This window comes from Streptomyces sp. NPDC102283, from assembly GCF_044766265.1.
GTDB lineage: Bacteria > Actinomycetota > Actinomycetes > Streptomycetales > Streptomycetaceae > Streptomyces.
In genome coordinates, this window is the sequence record NZ_JBIWLQ010000019.1 from 75703 (window position 1) to 95580 (window position 19878).

Below are 19878 nucleotides of genomic sequence, written 5' to 3' on the forward strand. Positions count from 1 at the left end.
GGCGTAGGTATGGAGGCGTGCAGCTCCGGAGGACGTCGGACGCCGCGGAGCGCACCGGCCTGCGACGGCCGGTGACCGAGCAGGCCCACCCGCCGGACCGGCGTCCGCGTCCGGCGGCTCGCCACCGGGGACGAGGAGACGGATCCCGATGACCGCCGCAGAGCAGAGCACCCCGGTGCACGGCGTTCCGTGCTGGGTCAGTCTCATGACCCGGGACCTGCGGGCGACCCAGGACTTCTACGGGACCGTCCTCGGGTGGACCTTCCGCTCCGGCACCCTGGGCGAGGGCTTCACCGTCGCCCACGTCGACGCCCTGCCGGTCGCCGGGATCGGGCGGATCGCCCCGGGCCTGCCCACGGTCGTCTCCTGGACCCCGTACTTCGCCGTCGATGACGTCGACGCCACGGCGGCCCGGATCCGCGAACGGGGTGGCACCATCGCCGTCGGCCCGATCCGGCTGGGCCCCGGGAGGGGAGCCGTGGCAGCCGACCGCGAAGGGGCCGCCTTCGGCTTCTGGGAAGGCCGGACCCCTCCCTGGTCGTTCGGCCGCGACCACCCGCCCGCCTCTCTCGAACTGCGGACGAGCCACGCCTTCGACTGCGCGATCTTCTACTCCGAGGTGTTCGGCTGGGCCTCTCAGGAACCCGGCGGCTGCGAGGTCGGCTACGCGTACCAGCAGGACGCGGTCGTCGTACGACAGGGCGGTCGCACCGTGGCCACCCTGCGCGGGGGCGGCGACGCGACGTCCCCCGATCCTCGGCTGCGGCCGCGCTGGCACGTCCGTTTCCCGGTCGCGGACCTGGAAGCGGCCACCGGGGCGGCCCGCGCGGCGGGTGGCACGGCCGGCCCGCCGGTGGACTCACCGGCCGACGGAACCGAAGCGGTGATCAGGGACCCCGACGGCGGGATCTTCACCGTCTGCGCCCACCCGCCGGACGCCCCCTGAACCCCGACTGCGCCCCGGGGCCCGTCAGCAGGTGCGGAACACGTACCCCGGCTGCCCGGCCGGCCGGACGTCGAGGTCCCGGCGCACCACCGAGACCTTCGCCCCCACGGACGAGCACGCCTTCGCGAAGTCGCGGTCGGTGTACTCGACGACGAACACCCTGTCGCCGTACGCGGAGGCGTAGTCGGCGCACTCGTCGTACCGGCCGCACTCCTCGGCGACGGCGAAGTCGAACCCGATCGCCTCCCGCCGCTCCAGCAGATCGGTGGTGTTCTTCTGGCCGATCGCCAGCCCCGCGGTATGCGCCCGGTCGGCCAGGAGCTTCGCGAAGGCCGCGTTGTGCGCCCGGGTCAGCAGGCCCTCGGAACGCTCGTAGGAGTCGAGGTTGTCCGGCTCCACCGCCTGGAATCCCGACTCCGCGCAGCCGTCGACCCAGGCCCCGACGATGTCCGCCAGCCGGGTGCGCTTGTCCGCCGTCGAGGTGTCGAGCAGCGCCTCGTCCCACTCCTCGTCCTTGACCGGGCCGCCGTCGCCGTCGCGGAGCAACAGGTCGGGGTTGTTCTTCTCCCACCAGCCGAGCGCGTCGGGCTGGGTCTGGAAGGCGTTGACGTAACAGACGTTGTACAGGCCCTCGGCCGGCTCGTCGTCACGGTCGCGGGAGACCGCGCCGACCCCGGCGGGCGGGGTGTACGCGCCGCCGATCTGGTAGTCGAAGACCACATCGGCCCTGGGCGGCACGACCTCGGGCGCGGCCTCGTCCGCGGACCCCGAGGCGAAGGCGTGGGACAGGAGCAGTCCCGCTCCCGTCGCGACCGCGACGCCGCCGGCCAGAGCGGCGAGCGTGCTTCGGCGGCGGAGGAACGGACGGACGGCGTGCTGGGACATACGTGACTCCCGTGCGTGGACTTCGGAACCTGCCCCGCCATCATGGACGGCCGATCATGAGCGAATCGTGAGCGTCCGCCCGGTGCCGCGCCGCCGGCCCCGCCGCGCCCGGTCGGGCGCGAGCCGCAGGACGAATTCCGCGCCGCCGCCGGTCCGGGCCCGGACGGTGAGCGACCCCCGGTGGGCCTGCGCGATCCGCCGTACCAGCGAGAGGCCGATGCCCGTTCCCCCGCCCGGCGAGCTGAACCGCTCCGTCAGCTCCGGCAGCCGCGCCGGATCCACTCCCGGGCCGCGGTCGGCGACCCACACCTCCGGACCGCGTACGGTCACCAGCAGCCCGGCCCGCTCCGGCGCGCCGGGATCCCGACCGTGCCGCACGGCGTTGTCCAGCAGATTGCGCACCGCGACCCGCACCAGCGCGGCGTCCGCGTGGACCACCGACTCCTCCAGACGCGACTCCACGCCGTGCCCGCCCTCCGCCACGTCCGCGCACACCTCCTCGACGAGCTGGTCCAGACGCAGCGGCTCCGCCCGTACGACGTCCACGGCGGCCTCCAACCGCCCCCGGGTCAGCAGGTTCTCCACGACATCGGCCATCCGGTCCGCCGCCCTCCGGATCCGGGGCAGATGCGCCTCCAGTCCGCCCGGAGCACCGGCGGCCACCTCCACCGATCCGCGCATCACCGCGACCGGGGTACGCAACTCGTGTGCCGCGTCGGCCAGCAGCCGCTCCTGCTGCTCCAGAGCCTCCCAGGCCGGCCGCATGCTCCGCCCGGAGAGCACATGCCCGGTCAGCGCGGCCAAGGCCGTCAGCGCACCGGCCCCGACGACGAGGGAGAGGACCAGGCTGCGGTGCTCGGCCGCCCCGCGCCCGGGATCGCCGACCGCGACGGCCGCGCCCGCCACCTCGTCGGTGGCGTCGTGGTAGAAGGGCACGGCCAGCAGACGCACGGGCTCTCCCGTGCGGTCGCGCGCCTCGGCCCGCACCGGCCCCTCCTCGCCCATCGCCGAACGGGTCACCGCCAAGATCGCCGTGTCCCGCACGGCGAACTGCGCGGTGCGGCCCCGGAAAACGGTGACCGGATCACCGCCGGGCCGCCCCTCCAGCACCAGGACCTGCGGGGTTCCCGAGGTCGCCTCGTCGTCCGCGAGCCCGTCCAGCCGGATCCGGCCGTCCTCGTAGTAGACGAGCGAGGCCGCGACGGAGGCCCGGCGGCGCATCTCGTCGTACTCGGCGTCCAGGCGCGCCCGGTCGTCGGTACGGATCACCAGCCAGGACAGGCAGGCCAGCCCGACGACGGTGATCAGGGTGTACGCGGCGGTCAGCCGCAGCCGCAGCCGGTGCAGCCGCCTCCGGGCCGGGGAGCGGCGGGGCCGAGTCGGCTCAGCCATCAGGACGGTCCCGGCTCCGCCGACAGCAGGAATCCCTGACCGCGCACGGTGTGCACCAGGCCGGGGGAGCCGAGCTTGCGCCGAAGTCCCGCGACGACGGCGTCCACCACATTGGAGACCGGGTCGGCCATCTCGTCCCAGCAGTGCTCCAGCAGCCCGGTGCGGGTGACGACGGCGTCCCGGTGGACGAGGAGCTGCTGAAGCACGGCGTACTCCTTCGGGCTCAGAGACAGCAGCACACCACCGCGCCGCACCTCGTGCCGCGCCACGTCCATGACCACGTCCGCACAACCCAGGAAGGAGGGGAGCCGGGCCGGCGCCCGCCGGCTCAGGCCCCGGACGCGCAGGACGAGCTCGCGCATCGAGAACGGCTTGGCCAGGTAGTCGTCCGCACCGCTCTCCAGTCCCCGCAGCCGCTCGTGCAGGGAGTCCAGGGCGGTGAGGCACAGCACGGGCACCGACCAGCCGGCCCGGCGCATGCCCTCCAACGGCGCGAGGGTGTCGCCGGAGGGCACCATCCGGTCCAGCACCACACAGTCGTACGCGCTCACGTGCAGCAGCACGTCCGCCTCCGGCCAGTCCGACGCGCTGTCCACGGCGAAGCCGCCGTCCCGCAGCCCGGACGCGATCACGTCCCGCAGGTCGTCGTCGTCCTCCACCAGCAGCACACGCATGGGGAGGATGCCTCCGACTCTTTTCCGGGGGGAGAGATCCGCCATCCTAAGGCGTCCCGCGCGCCCGTATCGAGGCGGCCCGTCGGGCCGGTGAGGCCTCCACGAGCCGGAGGAGGTCGGGCGGGCGCTGCGGTCAGTCCGGCCGGTCGCCGCTGTCGAGAGCTTCGGCGGCCTCCGCCGCCACCGCCTCGGCGACGGCCGCCAGCGCGGGTGATTCCAGTTTCCACTGCTGCCAGTACAGCGGGACGTCCACGGTGTGGTCCGGGGTGAGCCGCACCAGCCGGCCGCTGCTCAGCAACGGCTCCGCCTGGACCTCGGGCACCATGCCCCAGCCCATGCCCGACGCCACGGCGTTCGCGAACCCCTCCGAGGTGGGCACCAGGTGGCGCCGGTCGCTCGCCCGGGGGGCGGGACCGAGCCGACGCACGAAGGCGTCCTGGAGGTCGTCGCGCCGGTCGAAGCCGATCACCGGGGCTTCGCCGATCACCTCACGCAACGCGGCGCCTTCCCGCCGCCCCAGCCACCGGTCGGCGAAACCGGGGCTGGCCACCGGGAGATACCGCATCCGGCCCAGCCGGCGCACCGAGCAGCCCGTCACCGCCTCCGGCGACGAGGTCACCGCGGCCATCGCCAGTCCCTCCCGCAGCAGGGTGGCCGTATGGTCCTGGTCCTCCCGGCGCAGCTCGTAGCAGAGCCCCAGCTCCTCCGGCACGCGCCGCAGGGCGGGCAGGAACCAGGTCGACAGGGAATCGGAGTTCACCGCGATCGCCAGGAGCGTCGGCTCGCCCGGCCCGGACATCCCGAGCGCCGCCTGCGCGTCGTGCTCCAGCCTGGCCAACTGGCGGGCGAAGCGCACCACCACCTCACCGGACTCGGTGGGCCGCACCGGCTTCGTGCGCATCAGCAGCACTCGGCCCGTGCGCTGCTCCAGGGCCTTCACCCGCTGGCTGACGGCCGACGGCGTCAGCCGCAGGACGTTCGCCGCCGAGTCGAAGGTGCCTTCGTCGACCACGGCCAGCAGGGTTCGCACCTGGTCGAGAGGAAGCTCAGACATCATGACAGCTAATGTTACGTAAGAATCTTTAGCTGGACACCAGGTTTCCGCGCTCCGTAGCGTCGGCCGCATGACGAACGCACTGACCACCGCGGCCGCCGGCTTCGGCACCGGCCTCTCGCTCATCGTCGCCATCGGAGCGCAGAACGCCCTGGTGCTGCGCCAGGGCGTCCGCCGCGACGGCGTCCTCGCGGTGGTGGGTATCTGCGCCCTGTCCGACGCGGTGCTCATCGCGCTGGGGGTCGCCGGGGTCGGCGCTCTCGTGGTGGCCTGGCCGTCGGCGCTGACGGTGGTGGGGCTGCTCGGCGGCGTGTTCCTGATCGGCTACGGCCTGCTCGCCGCGCGCCGTGTGCTGCGCCCTTCGGCCCTGCACGCGGGGGACGCTCCGGCCGCCTCCCGCCGGGGCGTGGTGCTGACCTGCCTGGCGATGACCTGGCTCAACCCGCATGTGTACCTCGACACCGTGTTCCTGCTCGGGTCCGTCGCCGCCGACCGAGGGCCGTCGCGCTGGATCTTCGGCCTCGGCGCGATCCTCGCCAGCGTGTGCTGGTTCGCCGCGCTCGGGTTCGGCGCACGGCTGCTGAGCGGAGTGCTCGCGCGGCCCTCCGCGTGGCGGGTGCTGGACGGGCTGGTCGCCGTGATGATGATCGGCCTCGGCGCGAAGCTGGCGCTGAACGTCTGAGCGTCTGAACGCCCTCCAGGGTCCAGGGCCTCCTGGGCCCTTTACGCGTCCAGGAGTCGGGACGCTCGCCCGGCGTACGATGCCATGATCGCCGTCTTTCGACAGGATCGGTGCCATGGGAAGCGTGCAACGGGCCGTCGTTCTCGCCCTGGACAGGGTGTGCCCGTTCGTGCTCGGCACCTTGAGCCGGCAGTCGATAGGCGCGCGGGAAAAGGAAGCGGATACCGCCTTTCGCGCAGTCGGCGCTTTCGGGAATTCCCGTACTCGTCGCGGCCCGGCAGCCGCATTTCCCGGACGCCCGCGCCGCCGCCACCCGGATTCCCGCGCAGGGCCCGGGAAACGGCCGGGAGGGTGTGGAGGCCCCGCCCAGGCATGGAGAAAAAGTGATTATTCTGTATCTTGTCCTACCAGTACGCGCATCGCAGGAACGGCTCGCCACTACATGACCCCTGGGGGGAGTTATGCCCGAAGCAGCAGTCTTGATCGATCCGGTGCCGACTATGGACGCGGAGGCCGAGGTGGTGCACGCCGTAGGTATCGACATGGTGCACCGGATCAGGCCTGAGGACGCCTTTCCGCGGAACTGGGTACGCCTGGGGCACGACCGGTTCTCGGTGGGGGCGGTTCTTCCGCACGACCATCCGTTCTTCGCTCCGGTGGGTGACGACCGGCACGATCCGCTGCTGGTCGCGGAGGCGATGCGGCAGGCGGCCATGCTCGCCTTCCACGCCGGGTACGGGATCCCGCTCGGCTACCAGTTCCTGATGACGGGACTGGACTACGTCTGCCATCAACAGCACCTGGCGGTGAGGGGCGAACCCACCGAGATCGACGTGGAGGTGTACTGCTCCGACCTGAAGTGGCGGGGCGGGCTCCCGGCGCAGGGACGCGTCGGCTGGGCGGTGCACCGGGACGGCCGGCTCGCCGCGACGGGGATGGGGATGACCCGGTTCAGTACCCCCAAGGCGTACAGGCGGATCCGTGGCGACGTCCCTGCCGAGGGGATATCCATACCGGAGACCACGCCGGTCCCGGCCGTGCTGGCGGGCCGAGCCCGCGTCGAGGACGTGGTGCTCTCGGAGACCGGGCAGGACGGAGTCTGGGAACTGCGCGTGGACACCCGGCACCCCACCCTGTTCCAGCGGCCCAACGACCACGTCCCGGGCATGCTGCTGCTGGAGGCGGCCCGCCAGGCGGCGTACCTGGCGGCGGGGCCCGCCGGAATCGTTCCGGCGGAGGCGCGCACCCGGTTCCACCGGTACTCCGAGTTCGGCAGCCCGTGCTGGATCGGGGCGGTGGTCCTGCCGGAAACGGACGAGGATACGGTGACGGTCCAGGTGACAGGCCATCAGGACGGCGAAACGGTCTTCTCGACGGTTCTGTCCGGCCCCCGGGCCGACGGCTGAGAGGTGTCTCGGATGATTCTCGTGACGGGTGCGACCGGAGTGGTGGGCCGTGAGGTCGCCGGACAGTTGGCCGCGGCCGGCCCGGTACGGATTCTCGCCCGCCGTCCCGAGCGTCTCACGGTACGGGGGGAAGGGGTCGAGGTCGTCGAGGGTGAGTACGCGGACCGCGCCGCTCTCGACCGGGCCCTGCGGGGTGTCGCCTCGGTGTTCCTGGTGACGAACAGCCCCACGGAGCCCGACGACGAGCGGGTCGCCGCGGCGGCGGCCGCGGCGGGCGTACGCCACCTGGTCAAGCTGTCCATGATGGCGGTGGAGGAGCCGGGCGCCGACGATTTCATCACCCGGCTTCAGCGGGGGAACGAACAGGCGATCAGGGACTCGGGTGTCCCCTGGACGTTCGTGCGCCCCAGGACGTTCATGTCCAACACGCTGTCCTGGGTCCCCGGCATCCGGTCGGCGGGGGTGGTGCGCGCCCTGTACGGCGACGCTCCCGTAGCGTGCGTCGACCCGCGCGACGTCGCCTCGGTGGCCGTCGCCGTGCTCACCGGTACGGGGCACGAGGGCAAGGCCTACGCCGTGTCGGGCCCGGAGGCGATCACCGCGCGCGAGCAGACGGCTCAGCTCTCCCGGGTGCTGGGGAGGTCGTTGCGCTTCGAGGAACTGGACGTGGGCGCCGCGCGTACGGCCCTGCTGGCGAAGTATCCGCCGCCCGTCGCGGAGGCGTTCCTGGAAAGCGCGGAGCGGCAGCGGGGGGGAGCTAAGGCGGCCGTCCTGCCCACGATCCAGGAACTGACGGGCCGTCCGGCGAGGCCGTTCCGGGTCTGGTCGGCCGACCACGCGGCGGCGTTCGCGCCGGAATAGGGCCGCTTCGCGGGTGAAGGAAACGCCAAGGCGCCTTGCGGGCCGCGGATAAGCGCGAAGACCCACATATTCCCTTTCCGGTCACCCTTTATCGCATGCGGGTGAGGCGTGACCGGAAAAAAATACGGGAGTATCTGTCGCCTTCATCCGTTTCCCGATAAGGAATACCGGCGGGTAGGCTCGCGCGTAGCGATCTCCGGGTACGCGGATCCAGCTCCGCGCGGCCGCGCCGACGACAGCACCCAGTACCCTCCGGCGCATGGCTGACGAGATTTTCGTGCATCCCCGGCTTGCTGCTCTCTACGACCCGCTCGATCCCGACCGCGGCGACCTGGAAGCGTACGTCCGCCTCGCCGAGGAGTTCGGTGCGCGGCGAGTGCTGGACATCGGCTGCGGGACGGGCGTGTTCGCCCTGCTGCTGGCGGGCCGGGGGATCGAGGTCGTCGGGGTCGACCCCGCCCGGGCCTCGCTCGACGTGGCCCGCGCCAAGCCGGGAGGCGACCGGGTCCGCTGGATCCGCGGTGACGCCGCGGCCCTTCCGCCGTTGCGGGTCGACCTGGTCACCATGACGGCCAACGTCGCGCAGGAGATCGTCGACCCGGGCGACTGGGAGGCGACACTGCGCGGCGCCCACGACGCTCTGCGGCCCGGCGGGCATCTGGTCTTCGAGACCCGGGATCCGGCCCGGCGCGCCTGGGAGGCGTGGAACCGGGAGAGTTCCCACCGCGTCACCGAGATCCCCGGCGTCGGCGCCGTCGAGACCTGGGTCGAGGTGACCGAGGTCGTCGGACCGCTCGTGTCGTTCCGCTGGACCTATGTGTTCCGGGGCGACGGGCAGGTGCTCACCTCCGACTCCACCCTGCGCTTCCGCGAACTTCAGGAGGTCGAGGCCGGCCTGAGCGCACAGGGATTCGTCGTACGCGACGTGCGCGGCGCACCCGACCGCCCCGGCCGGGAATTCGTCCTCACCGCTCGCCGGCCGGACCCCGGCCCGCCTCGCTGATCACATCGGCCCGGCCCGCGTCCGCGCCCCAGCTCGCCAGCAGGCGCAGGGCCTGGGCCGACTCCGAGCCCGGTTCCGCGTGGTAGGTCACCAGGTGCTGCTCCTCGTCGTCCGGGAGGTTCAGCGTCTCGTAGGACAGGGTCAGCTCCCCGACGAGCGGATGCCGCAGCAGCTTGATGCCGTGGCCCTTCTCCTTGACGTTGTGCGTGGCCCACAGCCGCCGGAACTCGTCGCTCTTGACCGAGAGTTCACCCACCAGCGCCGACAGCTCCGGATCGTCGGGGTGGCAGCCCGCGTACAGCCGCAGATAGCTGACCATGTCCGAGGCCTTGGAGTCCCAGTTCACGAACAGATCCCGGTAGGCGGGGGAGAGGAACACCAGCCGCGCCCAGTTGCGTTCACCCGGCGGCAGCGCGCCCCAGTCGCCGAACACCGCCGCCGCCGTCGGATTCCAGGCCAGCACGTCGGAGCGCGCGCCGGTCACGTACGCGGGGATGCCGTCCATGCTGTCGAGCAGGTACAGCACGCCCTTCCGCACGCGCTGCACCCTGGCCGGGCGGCGCTTCTTCTTGTGCCGGGCGGGCTTGGCCAGGTGGGTCAGATGCGCGCTCTCGGCGTCCGTGAGCCGCAGCGCACGCGCGATCGCGTCCAGCACCTCGGCCGACACATTGCGCCCGTTGCCCTGCTCCAGACGCGTGTAGTACGCCACGGACACCCCGGCCAGCTGCGCCAGCTCCTCCCGGCGCAGACCGGGCACCCGGCGGTGCCGGCCGAACTCCGGAAGTCCCACGTCACCCGGCTGGAGCTTGGCCCTCCGGGTGCGCAGGAACTCGCTGAGCTCGGCGCGCCCGTCCAGCGGCTCGGGGGCGGCGGCCTCTGGTCGATCGTCCATGGTTTCCATTATTCCTGTGATTCCTGGTCGCAGGGGCCGGAGCCTGTCCCCGTCAGTAGTAGGAACGCTGGATGTAGGCAAAGCGGTGACCTGGGTAAATCTTGGTCGCGGCGTGATGCTGGGAGACGTTCCTACCGCATCACCCAGAGGAGAACCTCCGGCATGACCACCGTTGCCGCCTATGCCGCTCCCCGTGCCAAGGCCCCGCTGGAGCGCACCACGATCGAACGCCGCCCGGTGGGCGAGTTCGACGTCCTCATCGACATCAGGTTCGCCGGGATCTGCCACTCCGACATCCACCAGGCCCGGGACGGCTGGGGCGAGGGCATCTTCCCGATGGTGCCCGGCCACGAGATCGCTGGGATCGTCGCCGAGACCGGCTCCGGGGTCACCCGGTTCAAGGTCGGCGACCGCGTCGGCGTCGGCTGCATGGTCGACTCCTGCGGCAAGTGCGACGCGTGCCTGATGGGCCGCGAGCAGCACTGTGCCGAGGGGAACACCCAGACGTACAACGCCCTCGACCGTGGTGGCGAGCCCACGTACGGCGGCTACTCGACGCACATCGTCGTGGCCGAGACGTTCGCCCTCTCCATCCCCGAGGGCATCGCCCTGGACGAGGCAGCGCCGCTCCTGTGCGCCGGCATCACCACCTACTCCCCGCTCAAGCGCTGGGGTGCGGGCCCCGGCAGGAAGGTCGCCGTCGTCGGGCTCGGCGGTCTCGGCCACATGGCCGTCAAGATCGCGCACGCGCTCGGCGCCGAGGTCACCGTCCTCTCCCAGTCGCTGCGGAAGAAGGACGACGGGCTCAGGCTGGGCGCCGACCACTACTACGCGACCAGCGATCCGCGGACCTTCGAGGAGCTGGCCGGCACCTTCGACGTCATCCTCTCCACGGTCTCGGCCCCGCTGGACTTCGGCGCCTACCTCGGCCTGCTGCGCACCGACGGCACCCTGGTCAACGTGGGCGCCCCCGAAGAGCCGATCTCGCTGAACCTGTTCTCCCTGATCCTGGGCAACAAGTCGATCGCGGGTTCGGCGATCGGTGGGATCGAGGAGACCCAGGAGATGCTGGACTTCTGCGCCGTGCACGGGCTCGGCGCCGAGATCGAGGTGATCGGCGCGGGCCGGATCAACGAGGCGTACGAAAGGGTTCTCGCCAGCGACGTCCGCTACCGCTTCGTGATCGACACGGCGACGATCTGAGGATCGGCCGCCGGGCGACACACGACGCGAACGTCCGCCCCGAGCATCCCAGGTGCTCGGGGCGGACGCGCCCTCATGCCCGGTCCGCCCGGTCCGGTGCGCCGGCCGACCGGCGCGCCCCTTCCAGGACGGCCGGGAGCAGCCCCGGGAAGAGCGCCTCCAGGTCGTCCTCGCGCAGCCGGCTGAGACGGGAGGTCCCCTCGTAGTGCTGGCGGATGACGCCCGCCTCACGCAGCACCTTGAAGTGGTGAGTGGTGGTGGACTTGCTCACCGGGAGGTCGAAGGCGATACAGGCCATGTCGACGTGCCCGTCCGCCAGCTCGCGGGCGATGCGCAGCCTGATGGGGTCGGCCAGGGCGTGCAGGATCGCCTCCAGGCGGATCTCTTCCCTGAGCGGATGGGCGAGCTGTCGCCCGGACGCGGCTCCGCGTGCTGTGGTGGACATGGGTGGACAGCCTCCTCGGGGTCCCTATCAAACTACGATGAACATCGTAGTTTGACAATCGGCGTACTACGATGTCTATCGTACTTACCTCGGTGTCGCCGTCCGGCGACGAAGCCCCCACGTGAGGAGACGTACCGGTGAGTGCCTTGTTCACGCCCCTGACCCTGAGGTCCCTGGAGATCCCCAACCGTGTGTGGATGTCTCCGATGTGCATGTACTCCGCGGCGCCCGACGGGCCGGAAGCGGGCGTTCCGACGGACTTCCACCTCACCCATCTCGCGGGCCGCGCTGCCGGAGGCGCCGGACTCGTGATGGCGGAGGCCACCGGTGTGCGCCCCGACGGCCGGATCAGCCCGTGGGACCTGGGCCTGTGGAACGACCGCCAGCAGGAGGCCTTCACCCGGATCGCCGCCGCGATCACCTCGCACGGATCGGTGCCCGCGATCCAACTCGCCCACGCCGGGCGCAAGGCCTCGACCGACAGGCCCTGGCTCGCCGACCGCTACGTGCCCGAGGAGGAGGGCGGCTGGACGTCCGTCGCTCCCAGCGCCGTCGCGTTCGAGGGGCTGCCCGTGCCGCACGAGCTGACCGGGGACGAGATCCGGCAGCTGGTGCGTGACTTCGCCGCGGCCGCCGAACGGGCCCTCGCCGCAGGCTTCCGGGTGGTCGAGATCCACGGCGCACACGGCTACCTGATCAACTCCTTCCTCTCCCCGGCCGCCAACCGTCGCACCGACGCCTACGGCGGCAGCTGGGAGAACCGGCTGCGCTTCCCCCTCCAGGTGGTCGACGCCGTCCGCGCGGTGTGGCCGGACGATCTGCCGGTCCTCTTCCGCGCCTCGGCCACCGACTGGCTGACCGAGAACCCCGAGGACCCGCGCGAGGGCTGGACCGGCGACGACACCGCCCGCCTCGCCCAGGAACTGGCCGCACACGGCGTCGATCTGCTCGACGTCTCCACCGGCGGCCTCGTCCGCGACGCCGCGATCTCCGCGCACCCCGGCTACCAGGTCCCCTTCGCCGAACAGGTCCGGCGGACGGCCGGCATCCCCACCTCCGCCGTGGGCCTGATCCGTGACGCGGACCAGGCCGAGGAGATCGTCGCGGCGGGGCGGGCGGACGCGGTCATGATCGGCCGCGAGATGCTGCGCGATCCGCACTGGGCCCACCACGCCGCCGACGCCCTCGCGGCCGCACCTCGCTGGCCCGACCAGTACGGCTACGTCCTGGGTCGCCGCGCCACCGCCAAGGCCTGAACCACCCGTCGGCCTGCTCCCGGCAGCGTAGGGGCCGACTCTCCGTGGAGGATGCCGGGCACCCGCCCGCCCCGTACCGTCCCACGAGTCGGGCGAGGTCCGGCCGACGGTGTCGGGAGGTCGCGGTGATGAGTGTTCGGCGAAAGGCGGTCGTCTGGATCGCGGTCCTGCTGCTCCTCCTCCTGGGCGCCACGGCGCAAGCGGCCCCGCCCGATGGCGGCAGCACGGGCATCCGGGTCACGGAGGAGCGGTGGATCGGCCACCGGCTGCTCGAACTGACCGTGCGGTCAACGGCGTTGGGCGGCCCCGCCAAGGTCCGGCTGCTCACGCCGGACGGCTGGGAGGAGCGCGGGGGCGGCGAGCGGTGGCCGGTCCTGTATCTGCTGGCGGGTGGCCACGGCGACCCCGAGGCCTGGACCGAGGACTACGCGGTGGAGCGGCTCCCGCAGCTGCGTGACGTGCTCGTGGTCATGCCGTCGATGCCGGTCTTCGGGTTCTACAGCGACTGGTGGAACCACGGCGCCGGCGGCGCGCCGCGCGTGGAGACCTTCCACCTCGACGAGGTGCGCCCGCTGCTGGAGCGTTTCTACGGCGCGGGGGACCGGCGGGTCGCGGCGGGGGAGTCGCAGGGCGGCTTCGGAGCGCTGGCCTACGCGGCACGGCACCCGGGCCTGTTCCGCGCGGTGGCGGCCCTCAGCGGTTACGTCCATCCACTCCAGCACCCCCGGGCGGTCCGGGCGGGACTGGACTACCTCGGACTGGACCGGCTGGCCCTGTGGGGCGACCCGGTGGCCCAGCGGCGGATCTGGCAGGACCAGGACCCGTACTACCGGCCGGAGCGCCTGCGTGGCGTCGAGGTCCACCTCTCCAGCGGCGACGGCCGGGCGGGCGTGCTCGACCCGCCGGGCACCGAGCCGGACCCGCACGTCCCCGGCCTGGAGGATCCCGAGGACCCCTTCCCGAAGGACGTCCTGTCCCCGACCGAGGCCATCATGGAGGCGGAGAACCGGGCGATGGCCTCCCGGCTGAGGGCCCACGGCGTGGCGGTCACCACGCACTTCTACCGGGGCACCCACTCCCCGCCCTACTGGGAGCGCGAGTTGCGCGGCGCGCTGCCCGCGCTGCTGCGCACCCTCGGGCGGTGAGGGGGTCGGGCCCTACGCCGACGGGACCGGTGCGCCGGCCCCGTCGGCCGGGGCCCCTGCCTCCGGGGAATCCTCCACGAGCTGCTCGCGGAGGTAGTTCCAGACCACCCCGAGCACCGCAGCCACCGGTACGGCGAGGAGGCTCCCCACCACACCGGCCAGGCTGCCGCCCAGCGTGACGGCGAGCAGGACCGTGGCCGCGTGCAGACCCAGCCCACGGCTCTGGATCATGGGCTGGAACACATTGCCCTCCAACTGCTGCACCACGACGATGATCGCCAGCACGAGCAGGGCGTCCATCGGCCCGTTCGAGACCAACGCGATGACCACCGCCACGAATCCGGCGAACAGCGCACCCACGATCGGCACGAACGCGCAGACGAAGGTCAGCACCGCCAGCGGCAGGACCAGCGGCACCCCCAGGATCCACAGGCCGAGTCCGATGAAGACCGCGTCCAGCAGACCGACGAACGCCTGGGACCGCACGAACGCGCCCAGGGTGTCCCAGCAGCGGGAGGCCACCTCGGGGACGTCGGCGGCGAGCCGGCCGGGAAGCTGACGGGTGAGCCACGGCAGGAAGCGCGGGCCGTCCTTGAGGAAGAAGAACATCAGGAAGACCGCCAGCACCGCGGTGACCAGCCCGTTGACGACGGTGCTCACCCCGGTGACGGCGGTGGTGACCACGCTGCCGACACTGTCCTGGAGTTGCGCGGTCGCTGTGTCCAGGGCGCCGGTGATCTGGTCGTCGCCGATGTTCAGCGGCGGACCCGCCGCCCACTCGCGGAGCTTGTCGATGCCCTCGACCACTCCGTCGGCCAGCTCCCCGGACTCACCCGCCACCGGCACCGCGATCAGCGCCACGATGCCCGCCCCCACGAGCAGGGAGAACACCGTCACCACCGACGCGGCGAGCGAGGGCCACCAGCCGAGCCGACGCAGGAAACGGGCGAGCGGCCAGGTCAGCGTGGTGAGGAACAGACCGACTATCAGCGGCCATACGACCGACCACATCCGGCCCAGCACCCACAGCGCGACCGCCGCCGCCACGAGGACCAGCAGCACCTCTGCGGAGACCCGTGCCGACGTGCGGAGAGCGGCCGCGGTCTTTGTCGAACTCAATGGCGAAGACATGGCGTTACCCTATGGCTTCGCCGGCCGTGTTCCGGCCACGTCCGCGGCCCGCCGGCGCCGAGCGCCACGAGGGCGGGCCGCCCTGCCCCGTCAGCGCAACGCCGGGGGCAGCACCTCCCGGTGGACGATGCCCAGGCGCTGGGTGGCACGGGTGAGCGCCACGTACAGATCGCTCGTGCCGAACCGGGCGGGCTCCACGACCAGCACATGGTCGAACTCCAGCCCCTTGGCCTGGCGCGGATCCAGCAGCACCACCGGGTGCGTGAGATCGGGGGCCTCGCCTGCCGTGACGCCGTCGAGCGGGGCGGCGATCTCCTCGTGCAGCGCACGCGGCGCGATCACCGCGAGGCGCCCCTCCCGGGGCGTCAGCTCCACGACCGCCCGGGCCACCTCGCCCGCCAGATCCTCTCCGGCATCCCGTGTCCACGGCTTCTCGCCGGTCGACCGCACCGAGACGGGGGCGGTGAACGCGGGGCCCCTCTCCCGCAGGACCCCGGCCGCCAGCTCCATGATCTCCGCGGGCGTACGGTAGTTGACCTCCAGCGTGACGTGCTCGAAGCGGTCGCCGACGTACGGCCGGAGGATCTTCTCCCACGACCCGACGCCGGCCTCCTCCGAGGTCTGTGCCGGGTCGCCGACCAGCGTCATCGAGCGGCTCGGCGCCCGGCGCATCAACAGCCGCCACGCCATCGGCGAGAGCTCCTGCGCCTCGTCGACGATGATGTGCCCGAACGCCCAGGTGCGGTCGGCGGCGGCCCGCTCGGCGGCGGTGCGGTGGTCGGCCTCCTCATGCCTCTCCGCCATCCGCTCGGCGTCGATGATGTCGTGGGCGGCCAGGACCTCGGACTCCTCGTCCTCGAACTCATAGCTCTCCGAGCCGCGCGACAGCTCCAGCACGCCCTGCGCGTAGCCGACCCGCTCCTGACGGGCGGCCTCGGCAGCCGCCTGCTCCGCGCTGTCGTCGACGCCGAGCAGCTCGGCGGCCTCGTCGAGCAGCGGTACGTCGGCGGGCGTCCACGCCTCGGCGGTGGCCGGGCGCCGGATCGCGTCGGCGTCCTCGTCCGGTACGTACACCGGGTCGGCCAGGTAGTCGGCGAGGAAACCCTCCGGGGTGAGCGGCGGCCACAGCTCGTCCACGGCAGCGTGTACCTCCTTGCTCAGCGCCACGTCCCGGCCGAGCTGGGCCACGTCGTCGGGGCCGAGGAAGTTGGGCCCGCCGTAGGGGTCCGCGCCGATGCGTTCGACGAGCTGCGCGGTGAGCGCGTCGATGACGCGGAAGACGAAGTGGGGGCGGGCGAGATTGTGCGGGAGGCGGGTGTCCCTGGCCGCCTGTCGGGCCTCGTACGCGATCTCCCAGTCCAGGACCAGGTCCCCGCCGTCCTCGTGCGGGACGACCATCGCCGCCCCGGGCTCGGGCAGCCGCTGCCGGTCGCGTACGGCCAGGGCGAGCGCCTCGGCCATCGGCTCGCCGCCCTTGACGGTCGCGGCGCGCGCGGAGTCCGTTCCGGTGGCGTGGACACTGGGGAACAGCTCGGCCTGCGTCGCGAGCAGCACCCCGGTCTCGCCGAGCGCGGGCAGCACCTCCGCGATGTAGCGCAGGAACGCCGGGTTGGGCCCCACGATGAGCACGGCCCGCTTGGCGAGCAGCTCGCGGTGCTCGTACAGCAGGAAGGCGGCCCGGTGCAGCGCGACGGCCGTCTTGCCGGTGCCGGGCCCGCCCTCGACGACGAGGACACCCCGGTGCGGGGCCCGGATGATGCCGTCCTGCTCCGCCTGGATGGTCCGCACGATGTCGCCCATGCGTCCCGTGCGCGCGGAATCGAGTGCCGCGAGCAGCACGGCGTCACCGTTCGGATCCTCGAAGCCGGTGCGATCGCGGTCCCCGAGATCGAGGATCTCGTCATGGAGCTCGGTGACCCTTCGGCCCTCGGTCGTGATGTGCCGGCGCCGGCGAAGACCCATCGGGGTGTGCCCCGTGGCGAGATAGAAAGGACGCGCCACCGGTGCACGCCAGTCGATCAGAACAGGGGTGTGCTCCGCGTCGTCCTCACGAATCCCGATACGGCCGATATGGTGCGCGAGCCCGTCGGAACGGTCGATGCGCCCGAAACACAGCGAGCCGTCCACCGCGTTGAGCGCGGCGAGCAGACCCGAGCGCTCCGCGACGAGGATGTCGCGCTCCAGCCGCGCCTGCTGGCCCGTCCCGACCGGCGTCAGCGCGTGCTCGACGCCATCGGCGGCCACCCCGCGCAGGGCGTCGACCCGGGCATGGAGCCGGTCGATGAATTCCTGCTCTTCCCGCAATTCGTCGCTTTCCCGGTTTGACAAAACGGCTCCCCGCCAGATATATTCGTACTCATAAGGCCCCCCAGCGGGGCCTTTCTGCGTGAGCGCAGAAGAATCCAATATACCCGTGATAAACCCCGGACCGCCATTACGCGCCCCGGGGATTCTTCGTGCCCGGCGACTACGTCCGCAGCGCGGCGGCCCGCGCCTCCCCGTCCGTGTCGATCGGCGTTCCCGCCGCCAGGTCCCGCGGGGACAGCGCCAGCGACCGGGCGGCCGTCGCGCCCACGTCGGCGAGGCTCCGTGCGTCCGGCAGCAGCTCCACCCCGGCCCCCTCGGGGCGGTGGATCAGCACCGGCACGTACTCCCGGGTGTGGTGCGCGTGCCCGATCGAGGGGTCGTTGCCGTGGTCGCCGGTGACGAACAGCCGGTCCCCGGAGTCCGTGAGCAGTGCCAGAAGCCCGGCGAGCCCCGAGTCCACCCGCTCCAGCACCTGCCCGTAGCGCCCGGGGTCCTGCTGGTGCCCCGCCAGATCCGTCTCCTGGACGTTCGCGACCACCAGGGCGTCGCCCCCGGCGCGTACGGCGTCCAGGGCGTACGCCAGGACATCGGCGGTGGCCACGGCCGGCCGCCGGTCCGCCTGTTCGCACACCAGGATGTCGGCGGCCTTCCCCACCAGGGTGACCGGGATGCCGGCCCGCGCCGCGAGAGAGGGGAGCTGACGTGTGTCGTCGAGCGGGGCGCCCAGGTGCTGGACCTCCAGGCCGCCGTTGCGGTAGAAGCCGGTGGCCGGGGTGTCAAGACCGACGGTGCCCCCGTCCCCGCCCCGTACGTAGGAGCCGAGCGGACCGTCCGCGTGCCCGCCCACCGCGATGACCCGGGCGACCGGGGCGACCGCCCGCACCGTACGGGCGACGGCGAGAATCCCGCCCGGACCGTCGAACGGCAGATCCTCCAGGCGCCCCGACGCGTTCCAGTTGATCCCGGGGTCGGCCTCCAGGTTGTCGTGGACCAGCACCGCCCCGTCGACCAGCAGCAGCGGCTTCCCGTCGAGCCGCTCCGCCCGGTGACCGGCCGCCGTGAGCGCCTCGGTCACCTCGTCGAGGTGGTCGGCGAGCCGGGCCACGGTCACCCGGCTGAAGTCCGCGCCCATCATGGTCTGGTGGCCGGCGAACGTGTCCGCGCCCGGGTATCCCAGGGCGGCCCGGCCCGCCGCCACGGGCAGTCGGGTGCTCCGCGCCAGGTCCCGGTGAGGGTGGACCAGACCGAGGCCCAGCGCCCCGAGCACCGGGAGCCGCAGCGGCCGCCCGAACGCGGCGCGGGCGTGGTCGAGTACGTGCCCGCAGGTGTCGGCGGCGAGGTCGCCCGGGCGCAGTGCGCCCGCGTCGGGCATGGCGCCGACGCCGAACCCGTCGATGACGACGATGACGGTCCTGGCCATGTGATCGCTCCTTACAGGGCTCGGCCGTGGGCGTCGTAGAGCCCGTTCAGCCGGGGCCTGCCGGAGGCGAGTCCGGAGACGACGGCGACGGTCGAGCGGGTGACGAAGATCTGGGTGCGGAAGGCGAGCAGCGCGGTGTCGCCCAGCCGGACGTCCGAGCCGGACGGGGGCGCGTCGAGCAGCCGGTAGTAGTCGATGTTCTCGGCGGGGGCGTCCTGCACGCCCAGGCGCGCGCCGGTGCGTGGCAGGAGGGCGCCGCGGATGTGGGAGCGCGCGTAGAACCCGCCGCCGAACAGGGCAGGGCGGCCGTCGTCGAGGGTGTGCGCGACCTCGCTGACGTACACGTACGCCGGCTTCTCGGGCTGGGCCGGGTCCAGGGCGTGCAGCGGAGTGGTGCCGGTGAGGGCGTGGCCCGGCTCCCCGTGCGTGGCCCCGCGCTCGGCGAGCAGCGGGAGGGACGCCATCGAGGTGGCGCTGGGCGCGCTCAGCCTCAGGTCGAGGTGGCCGCGCGCGGCGAGGAGTTCGCGGGCCTTGAGCGCCAGGTCGAAGGTGGCCGTGGCGGCGGGCTGCCCCGACTCCGGGTCGCAGAGCACGCACGGGAAGGCGGTGACGCCCGCGATCCGGATGCCCGAAAGCGCCTCGGCGGCCTCGGCGAAGACGTCCAGCCGTTCCAGCGGAACACCGCCCTCCTGGCCGGGGTAGACGGCGCCTTCGGCCCCTTCGAGCCGGATCAGGACGTCCTGGACGAAGCCCAGCTCCCGGGCCGCGTCCGAGACGGCACGGGCGTTGGCCAGGTCGAAGACCGTGACGTTCTCCGGCCGCCACGCCAGCATGCCGGGCAGGGCCCGCCGGGGGATCTGGACGAGGTGGCCGAGGTTGCCCGCCCTCGCCCCGCTCGCGTGCAGGGTCCGGGCCTCGGCCGGGTCGATGGCCGCGGAGCGGGGGATGTGCCGGGCGACGGCCCGGATCAGTTCGGGATTGCGGCCGATCTGCTTGACGACGAACCACAGGCCGATACCGAGGCGTTCGCCCTCGGCCGCCAGAGCCGCCGCGTTGGCCTCGACGGCGTCGAGGTCCATCACATAGGTGTCGGGCGGGATCTCGCCCCGCCGGTGCAGAGCGGCCGCGGCGTCGACGAGCTCGGGGTTGCGGGTGAGCACGGTGTCGAGAAACACG

General features: G+C 72.6%; 18 protein-coding genes. 8 read left to right on the forward strand and 10 right to left on the reverse strand.

Annotation, left to right across the window (positions count from 1 at the left end):
* The first annotated feature begins 148 nt into the window (after positions 1 to 148).
* Positions 149 to 946: a VOC family protein gene (locus tag ACIRJT_RS30665; RefSeq protein WP_403915468.1), complete on the forward strand. Its 798-nt coding sequence runs from the start codon at positions 149 to 151 to the stop codon at positions 944 to 946.
* 24 nt (positions 947 to 970) lie between these two features.
* On the opposite strand, the gene ACIRJT_RS30670 is transcribed toward ACIRJT_RS30665, so the two are convergent.
* From ACIRJT_RS30670 to ACIRJT_RS30685, 4 genes are all read right to left on the reverse strand, one after another.
* Positions 971 to 1831 (reverse strand): endo alpha-1,4 polygalactosaminidase, encoded by an 861-nt coding sequence (locus ACIRJT_RS30670; protein WP_403915471.1) that lies wholly within the window; start codon positions 1829 to 1831, stop codon positions 971 to 973.
* A 54-nt stretch (positions 1832 to 1885) separates the two neighbouring features.
* Positions 1886 to 3223, reverse strand: coding sequence for a sensor histidine kinase (locus tag ACIRJT_RS30675; protein ID WP_403915474.1), 1338 nt, complete (start codon positions 3221 to 3223; stop codon positions 1886 to 1888).
* On the reverse strand, positions 3223 to 3897 hold the full coding sequence (locus ACIRJT_RS30680) for a response regulator transcription factor (RefSeq protein WP_403915477.1): 675 nt from the start codon (positions 3895 to 3897) through the stop codon (positions 3223 to 3225). The genes ACIRJT_RS30675 and ACIRJT_RS30680 overlap by 1 nt, the downstream gene beginning before the upstream one ends.
* Positions 3898 to 4030: 133 nt before the next feature.
* Positions 4031 to 4954 (reverse strand): LysR family transcriptional regulator ArgP, encoded by a 924-nt coding sequence (locus tag ACIRJT_RS30685; protein WP_403915480.1) that lies wholly within the window; start codon positions 4952 to 4954, stop codon positions 4031 to 4033.
* Positions 4955 to 5021: 67 nt separating this feature from the next.
* Here ACIRJT_RS30685 and ACIRJT_RS30690 point away from each other — a divergent pair, with 67 nt between their 5' ends.
* From ACIRJT_RS30690 to ACIRJT_RS30705, 4 genes are all read left to right on the forward strand, one after another.
* Entirely contained in the window at positions 5022 to 5633 is a 612-nt protein-coding gene (locus tag ACIRJT_RS30690; protein ID WP_403915483.1) for a LysE/ArgO family amino acid transporter, read from the forward strand.
* A 461-nt stretch (positions 5634 to 6094) separates the two neighbouring features.
* Positions 6095 to 7039, forward strand: a complete 945-nt coding sequence (locus ACIRJT_RS30695; protein ID WP_403915486.1) for a ScbA/BarX family gamma-butyrolactone biosynthesis protein — start codon at positions 6095 to 6097, stop codon at positions 7037 to 7039.
* A gap of 12 nt (positions 7040 to 7051) precedes the next feature.
* Positions 7052 to 7900 carry an NAD(P)H-binding protein gene (locus ACIRJT_RS30700; RefSeq protein ID WP_403915489.1) on the forward strand — a complete coding sequence of 283 codons (849 nt, stop codon included), beginning with the start codon at positions 7052 to 7054 and terminating at the stop codon, positions 7898 to 7900.
* A gap of 259 nt (positions 7901 to 8159) precedes the next feature.
* On the forward strand, positions 8160 to 8903 hold the full coding sequence (locus ACIRJT_RS30705) for a class I SAM-dependent methyltransferase (RefSeq protein WP_403915492.1): 744 nt from the start codon (positions 8160 to 8162) through the stop codon (positions 8901 to 8903).
* On the opposite strand, the gene ACIRJT_RS30710 is transcribed toward ACIRJT_RS30705, so the two are convergent.
* Positions 8866 to 9795, reverse strand: a complete 930-nt coding sequence (locus ACIRJT_RS30710; protein WP_403915494.1) for a helix-turn-helix domain-containing protein — start codon at positions 9793 to 9795, stop codon at positions 8866 to 8868. The two genes, ACIRJT_RS30705 and ACIRJT_RS30710, sit on opposite strands and share 38 nt — an antisense overlap.
* Before the next feature lie 162 nt (positions 9796 to 9957).
* Between ACIRJT_RS30710 and ACIRJT_RS30715 the strand changes: the two genes are divergently transcribed.
* On the forward strand, positions 9958 to 10998 hold the full coding sequence (locus ACIRJT_RS30715; RefSeq protein ID WP_403915497.1) for an NAD(P)-dependent alcohol dehydrogenase: 1041 nt from the start codon (positions 9958 to 9960) through the stop codon (positions 10996 to 10998).
* 73 nt (positions 10999 to 11071) lie between these two features.
* On the opposite strand, the gene ACIRJT_RS30720 is transcribed toward ACIRJT_RS30715, so the two are convergent.
* Entirely contained in the window at positions 11072 to 11443 is a 372-nt protein-coding gene (locus ACIRJT_RS30720; protein WP_403915500.1) for an ArsR/SmtB family transcription factor, read from the reverse strand.
* A gap of 137 nt (positions 11444 to 11580) precedes the next feature.
* Between ACIRJT_RS30720 and ACIRJT_RS30725 the strand changes: the two genes are divergently transcribed.
* Positions 11581 to 12699: an NADH:flavin oxidoreductase/NADH oxidase gene (locus tag ACIRJT_RS30725; RefSeq protein ID WP_403915502.1), complete on the forward strand. Its 1119-nt coding sequence runs from the start codon at positions 11581 to 11583 to the stop codon at positions 12697 to 12699.
* Between the two features lie 128 nt (positions 12700 to 12827).
* Positions 12828 to 13844: an alpha/beta hydrolase gene (locus tag ACIRJT_RS30730; protein WP_403915503.1), complete on the forward strand. Its 1017-nt coding sequence runs from the start codon at positions 12828 to 12830 to the stop codon at positions 13842 to 13844.
* 12 nt (positions 13845 to 13856) lie between these two features.
* On the opposite strand, the gene ACIRJT_RS30735 is transcribed toward ACIRJT_RS30730, so the two are convergent.
* From ACIRJT_RS30735 to ACIRJT_RS30750, 4 genes are all read right to left on the reverse strand, one after another.
* A complete protein-coding gene (locus ACIRJT_RS30735; protein ID WP_403915506.1) occupies positions 13857 to 14975 on the reverse strand; it encodes an AI-2E family transporter in 1119 nt (372 codons plus the stop codon).
* A 90-nt stretch (positions 14976 to 15065) separates the two neighbouring features.
* Positions 15066 to 17279, reverse strand: a complete 2214-nt coding sequence (locus ACIRJT_RS30740; RefSeq protein WP_403915680.1) for a HelD family protein — start codon at positions 17277 to 17279, stop codon at positions 15066 to 15068.
* A 163-nt stretch (positions 17280 to 17442) separates the two neighbouring features.
* Positions 17443 to 18702 (reverse strand): phosphopentomutase, encoded by a 1260-nt coding sequence (locus tag ACIRJT_RS30745; RefSeq protein ID WP_403915509.1) that lies wholly within the window; start codon positions 18700 to 18702, stop codon positions 17443 to 17445.
* Between the two features lie 11 nt (positions 18703 to 18713).
* On the reverse strand, positions 18714 to 19877 hold the full coding sequence (locus tag ACIRJT_RS30750; RefSeq protein ID WP_403915511.1) for a YhfX family PLP-dependent enzyme: 1164 nt from the start codon (positions 19875 to 19877) through the stop codon (positions 18714 to 18716).
* Position 19878 lies beyond the last annotated feature (1 nt).

Excerpts from the sequence above, each read along its gene's own strand:
- ACIRJT_RS30665 (WP_403915468.1), top strand. The coding sequence starts at position 149 with ATGACCGCCGCAGAGCAGAGCACCCCGGTGCACGGCGTTCCGTGCTGG.
- ACIRJT_RS30670 (WP_403915471.1), bottom strand. The coding sequence starts at position 1,831 with ATGTCCCAGCACGCCGTCCGTCCGTTCCTCCGCCGCCGAAGCACGCTC.
- ACIRJT_RS30675 (WP_403915474.1), bottom strand. The coding sequence starts at position 3,223 with ATGGCTGAGCCGACTCGGCCCCGCCGCTCCCCGGCCCGGAGGCGGCTG.
- ACIRJT_RS30680 (WP_403915477.1), bottom strand. The coding sequence starts at position 3,897 with ATGCGTGTGCTGCTGGTGGAGGACGACGACGACCTGCGGGACGTGATC.
- ACIRJT_RS30685 (WP_403915480.1), bottom strand. The coding sequence starts at position 4,954 with ATGATGTCTGAGCTTCCTCTCGACCAGGTGCGAACCCTGCTGGCCGTG.
- ACIRJT_RS30690 (WP_403915483.1), top strand. The coding sequence starts at position 5,022 with ATGACGAACGCACTGACCACCGCGGCCGCCGGCTTCGGCACCGGCCTC.
- ACIRJT_RS30695 (WP_403915486.1), top strand. The coding sequence starts at position 6,095 with ATGCCCGAAGCAGCAGTCTTGATCGATCCGGTGCCGACTATGGACGCG.
- ACIRJT_RS30700 (WP_403915489.1), top strand. The coding sequence starts at position 7,052 with ATGATTCTCGTGACGGGTGCGACCGGAGTGGTGGGCCGTGAGGTCGCC.
- ACIRJT_RS30705 (WP_403915492.1), top strand. The coding sequence starts at position 8,160 with ATGGCTGACGAGATTTTCGTGCATCCCCGGCTTGCTGCTCTCTACGAC.
- ACIRJT_RS30710 (WP_403915494.1), bottom strand. The coding sequence starts at position 9,795 with ATGGACGATCGACCAGAGGCCGCCGCCCCCGAGCCGCTGGACGGGCGC.
- ACIRJT_RS30715 (WP_403915497.1), top strand. The coding sequence starts at position 9,958 with ATGACCACCGTTGCCGCCTATGCCGCTCCCCGTGCCAAGGCCCCGCTG.
- ACIRJT_RS30720 (WP_403915500.1), bottom strand. The coding sequence starts at position 11,443 with ATGTCCACCACAGCACGCGGAGCCGCGTCCGGGCGACAGCTCGCCCAT.
- ACIRJT_RS30730 (WP_403915503.1), top strand. The coding sequence starts at position 12,828 with ATGAGTGTTCGGCGAAAGGCGGTCGTCTGGATCGCGGTCCTGCTGCTC.
- ACIRJT_RS30735 (WP_403915506.1), bottom strand. The coding sequence starts at position 14,975 with ATGTCTTCGCCATTGAGTTCGACAAAGACCGCGGCCGCTCTCCGCACG.
- ACIRJT_RS30745 (WP_403915509.1), bottom strand. The coding sequence starts at position 18,702 with ATGGCCAGGACCGTCATCGTCGTCATCGACGGGTTCGGCGTCGGCGCC.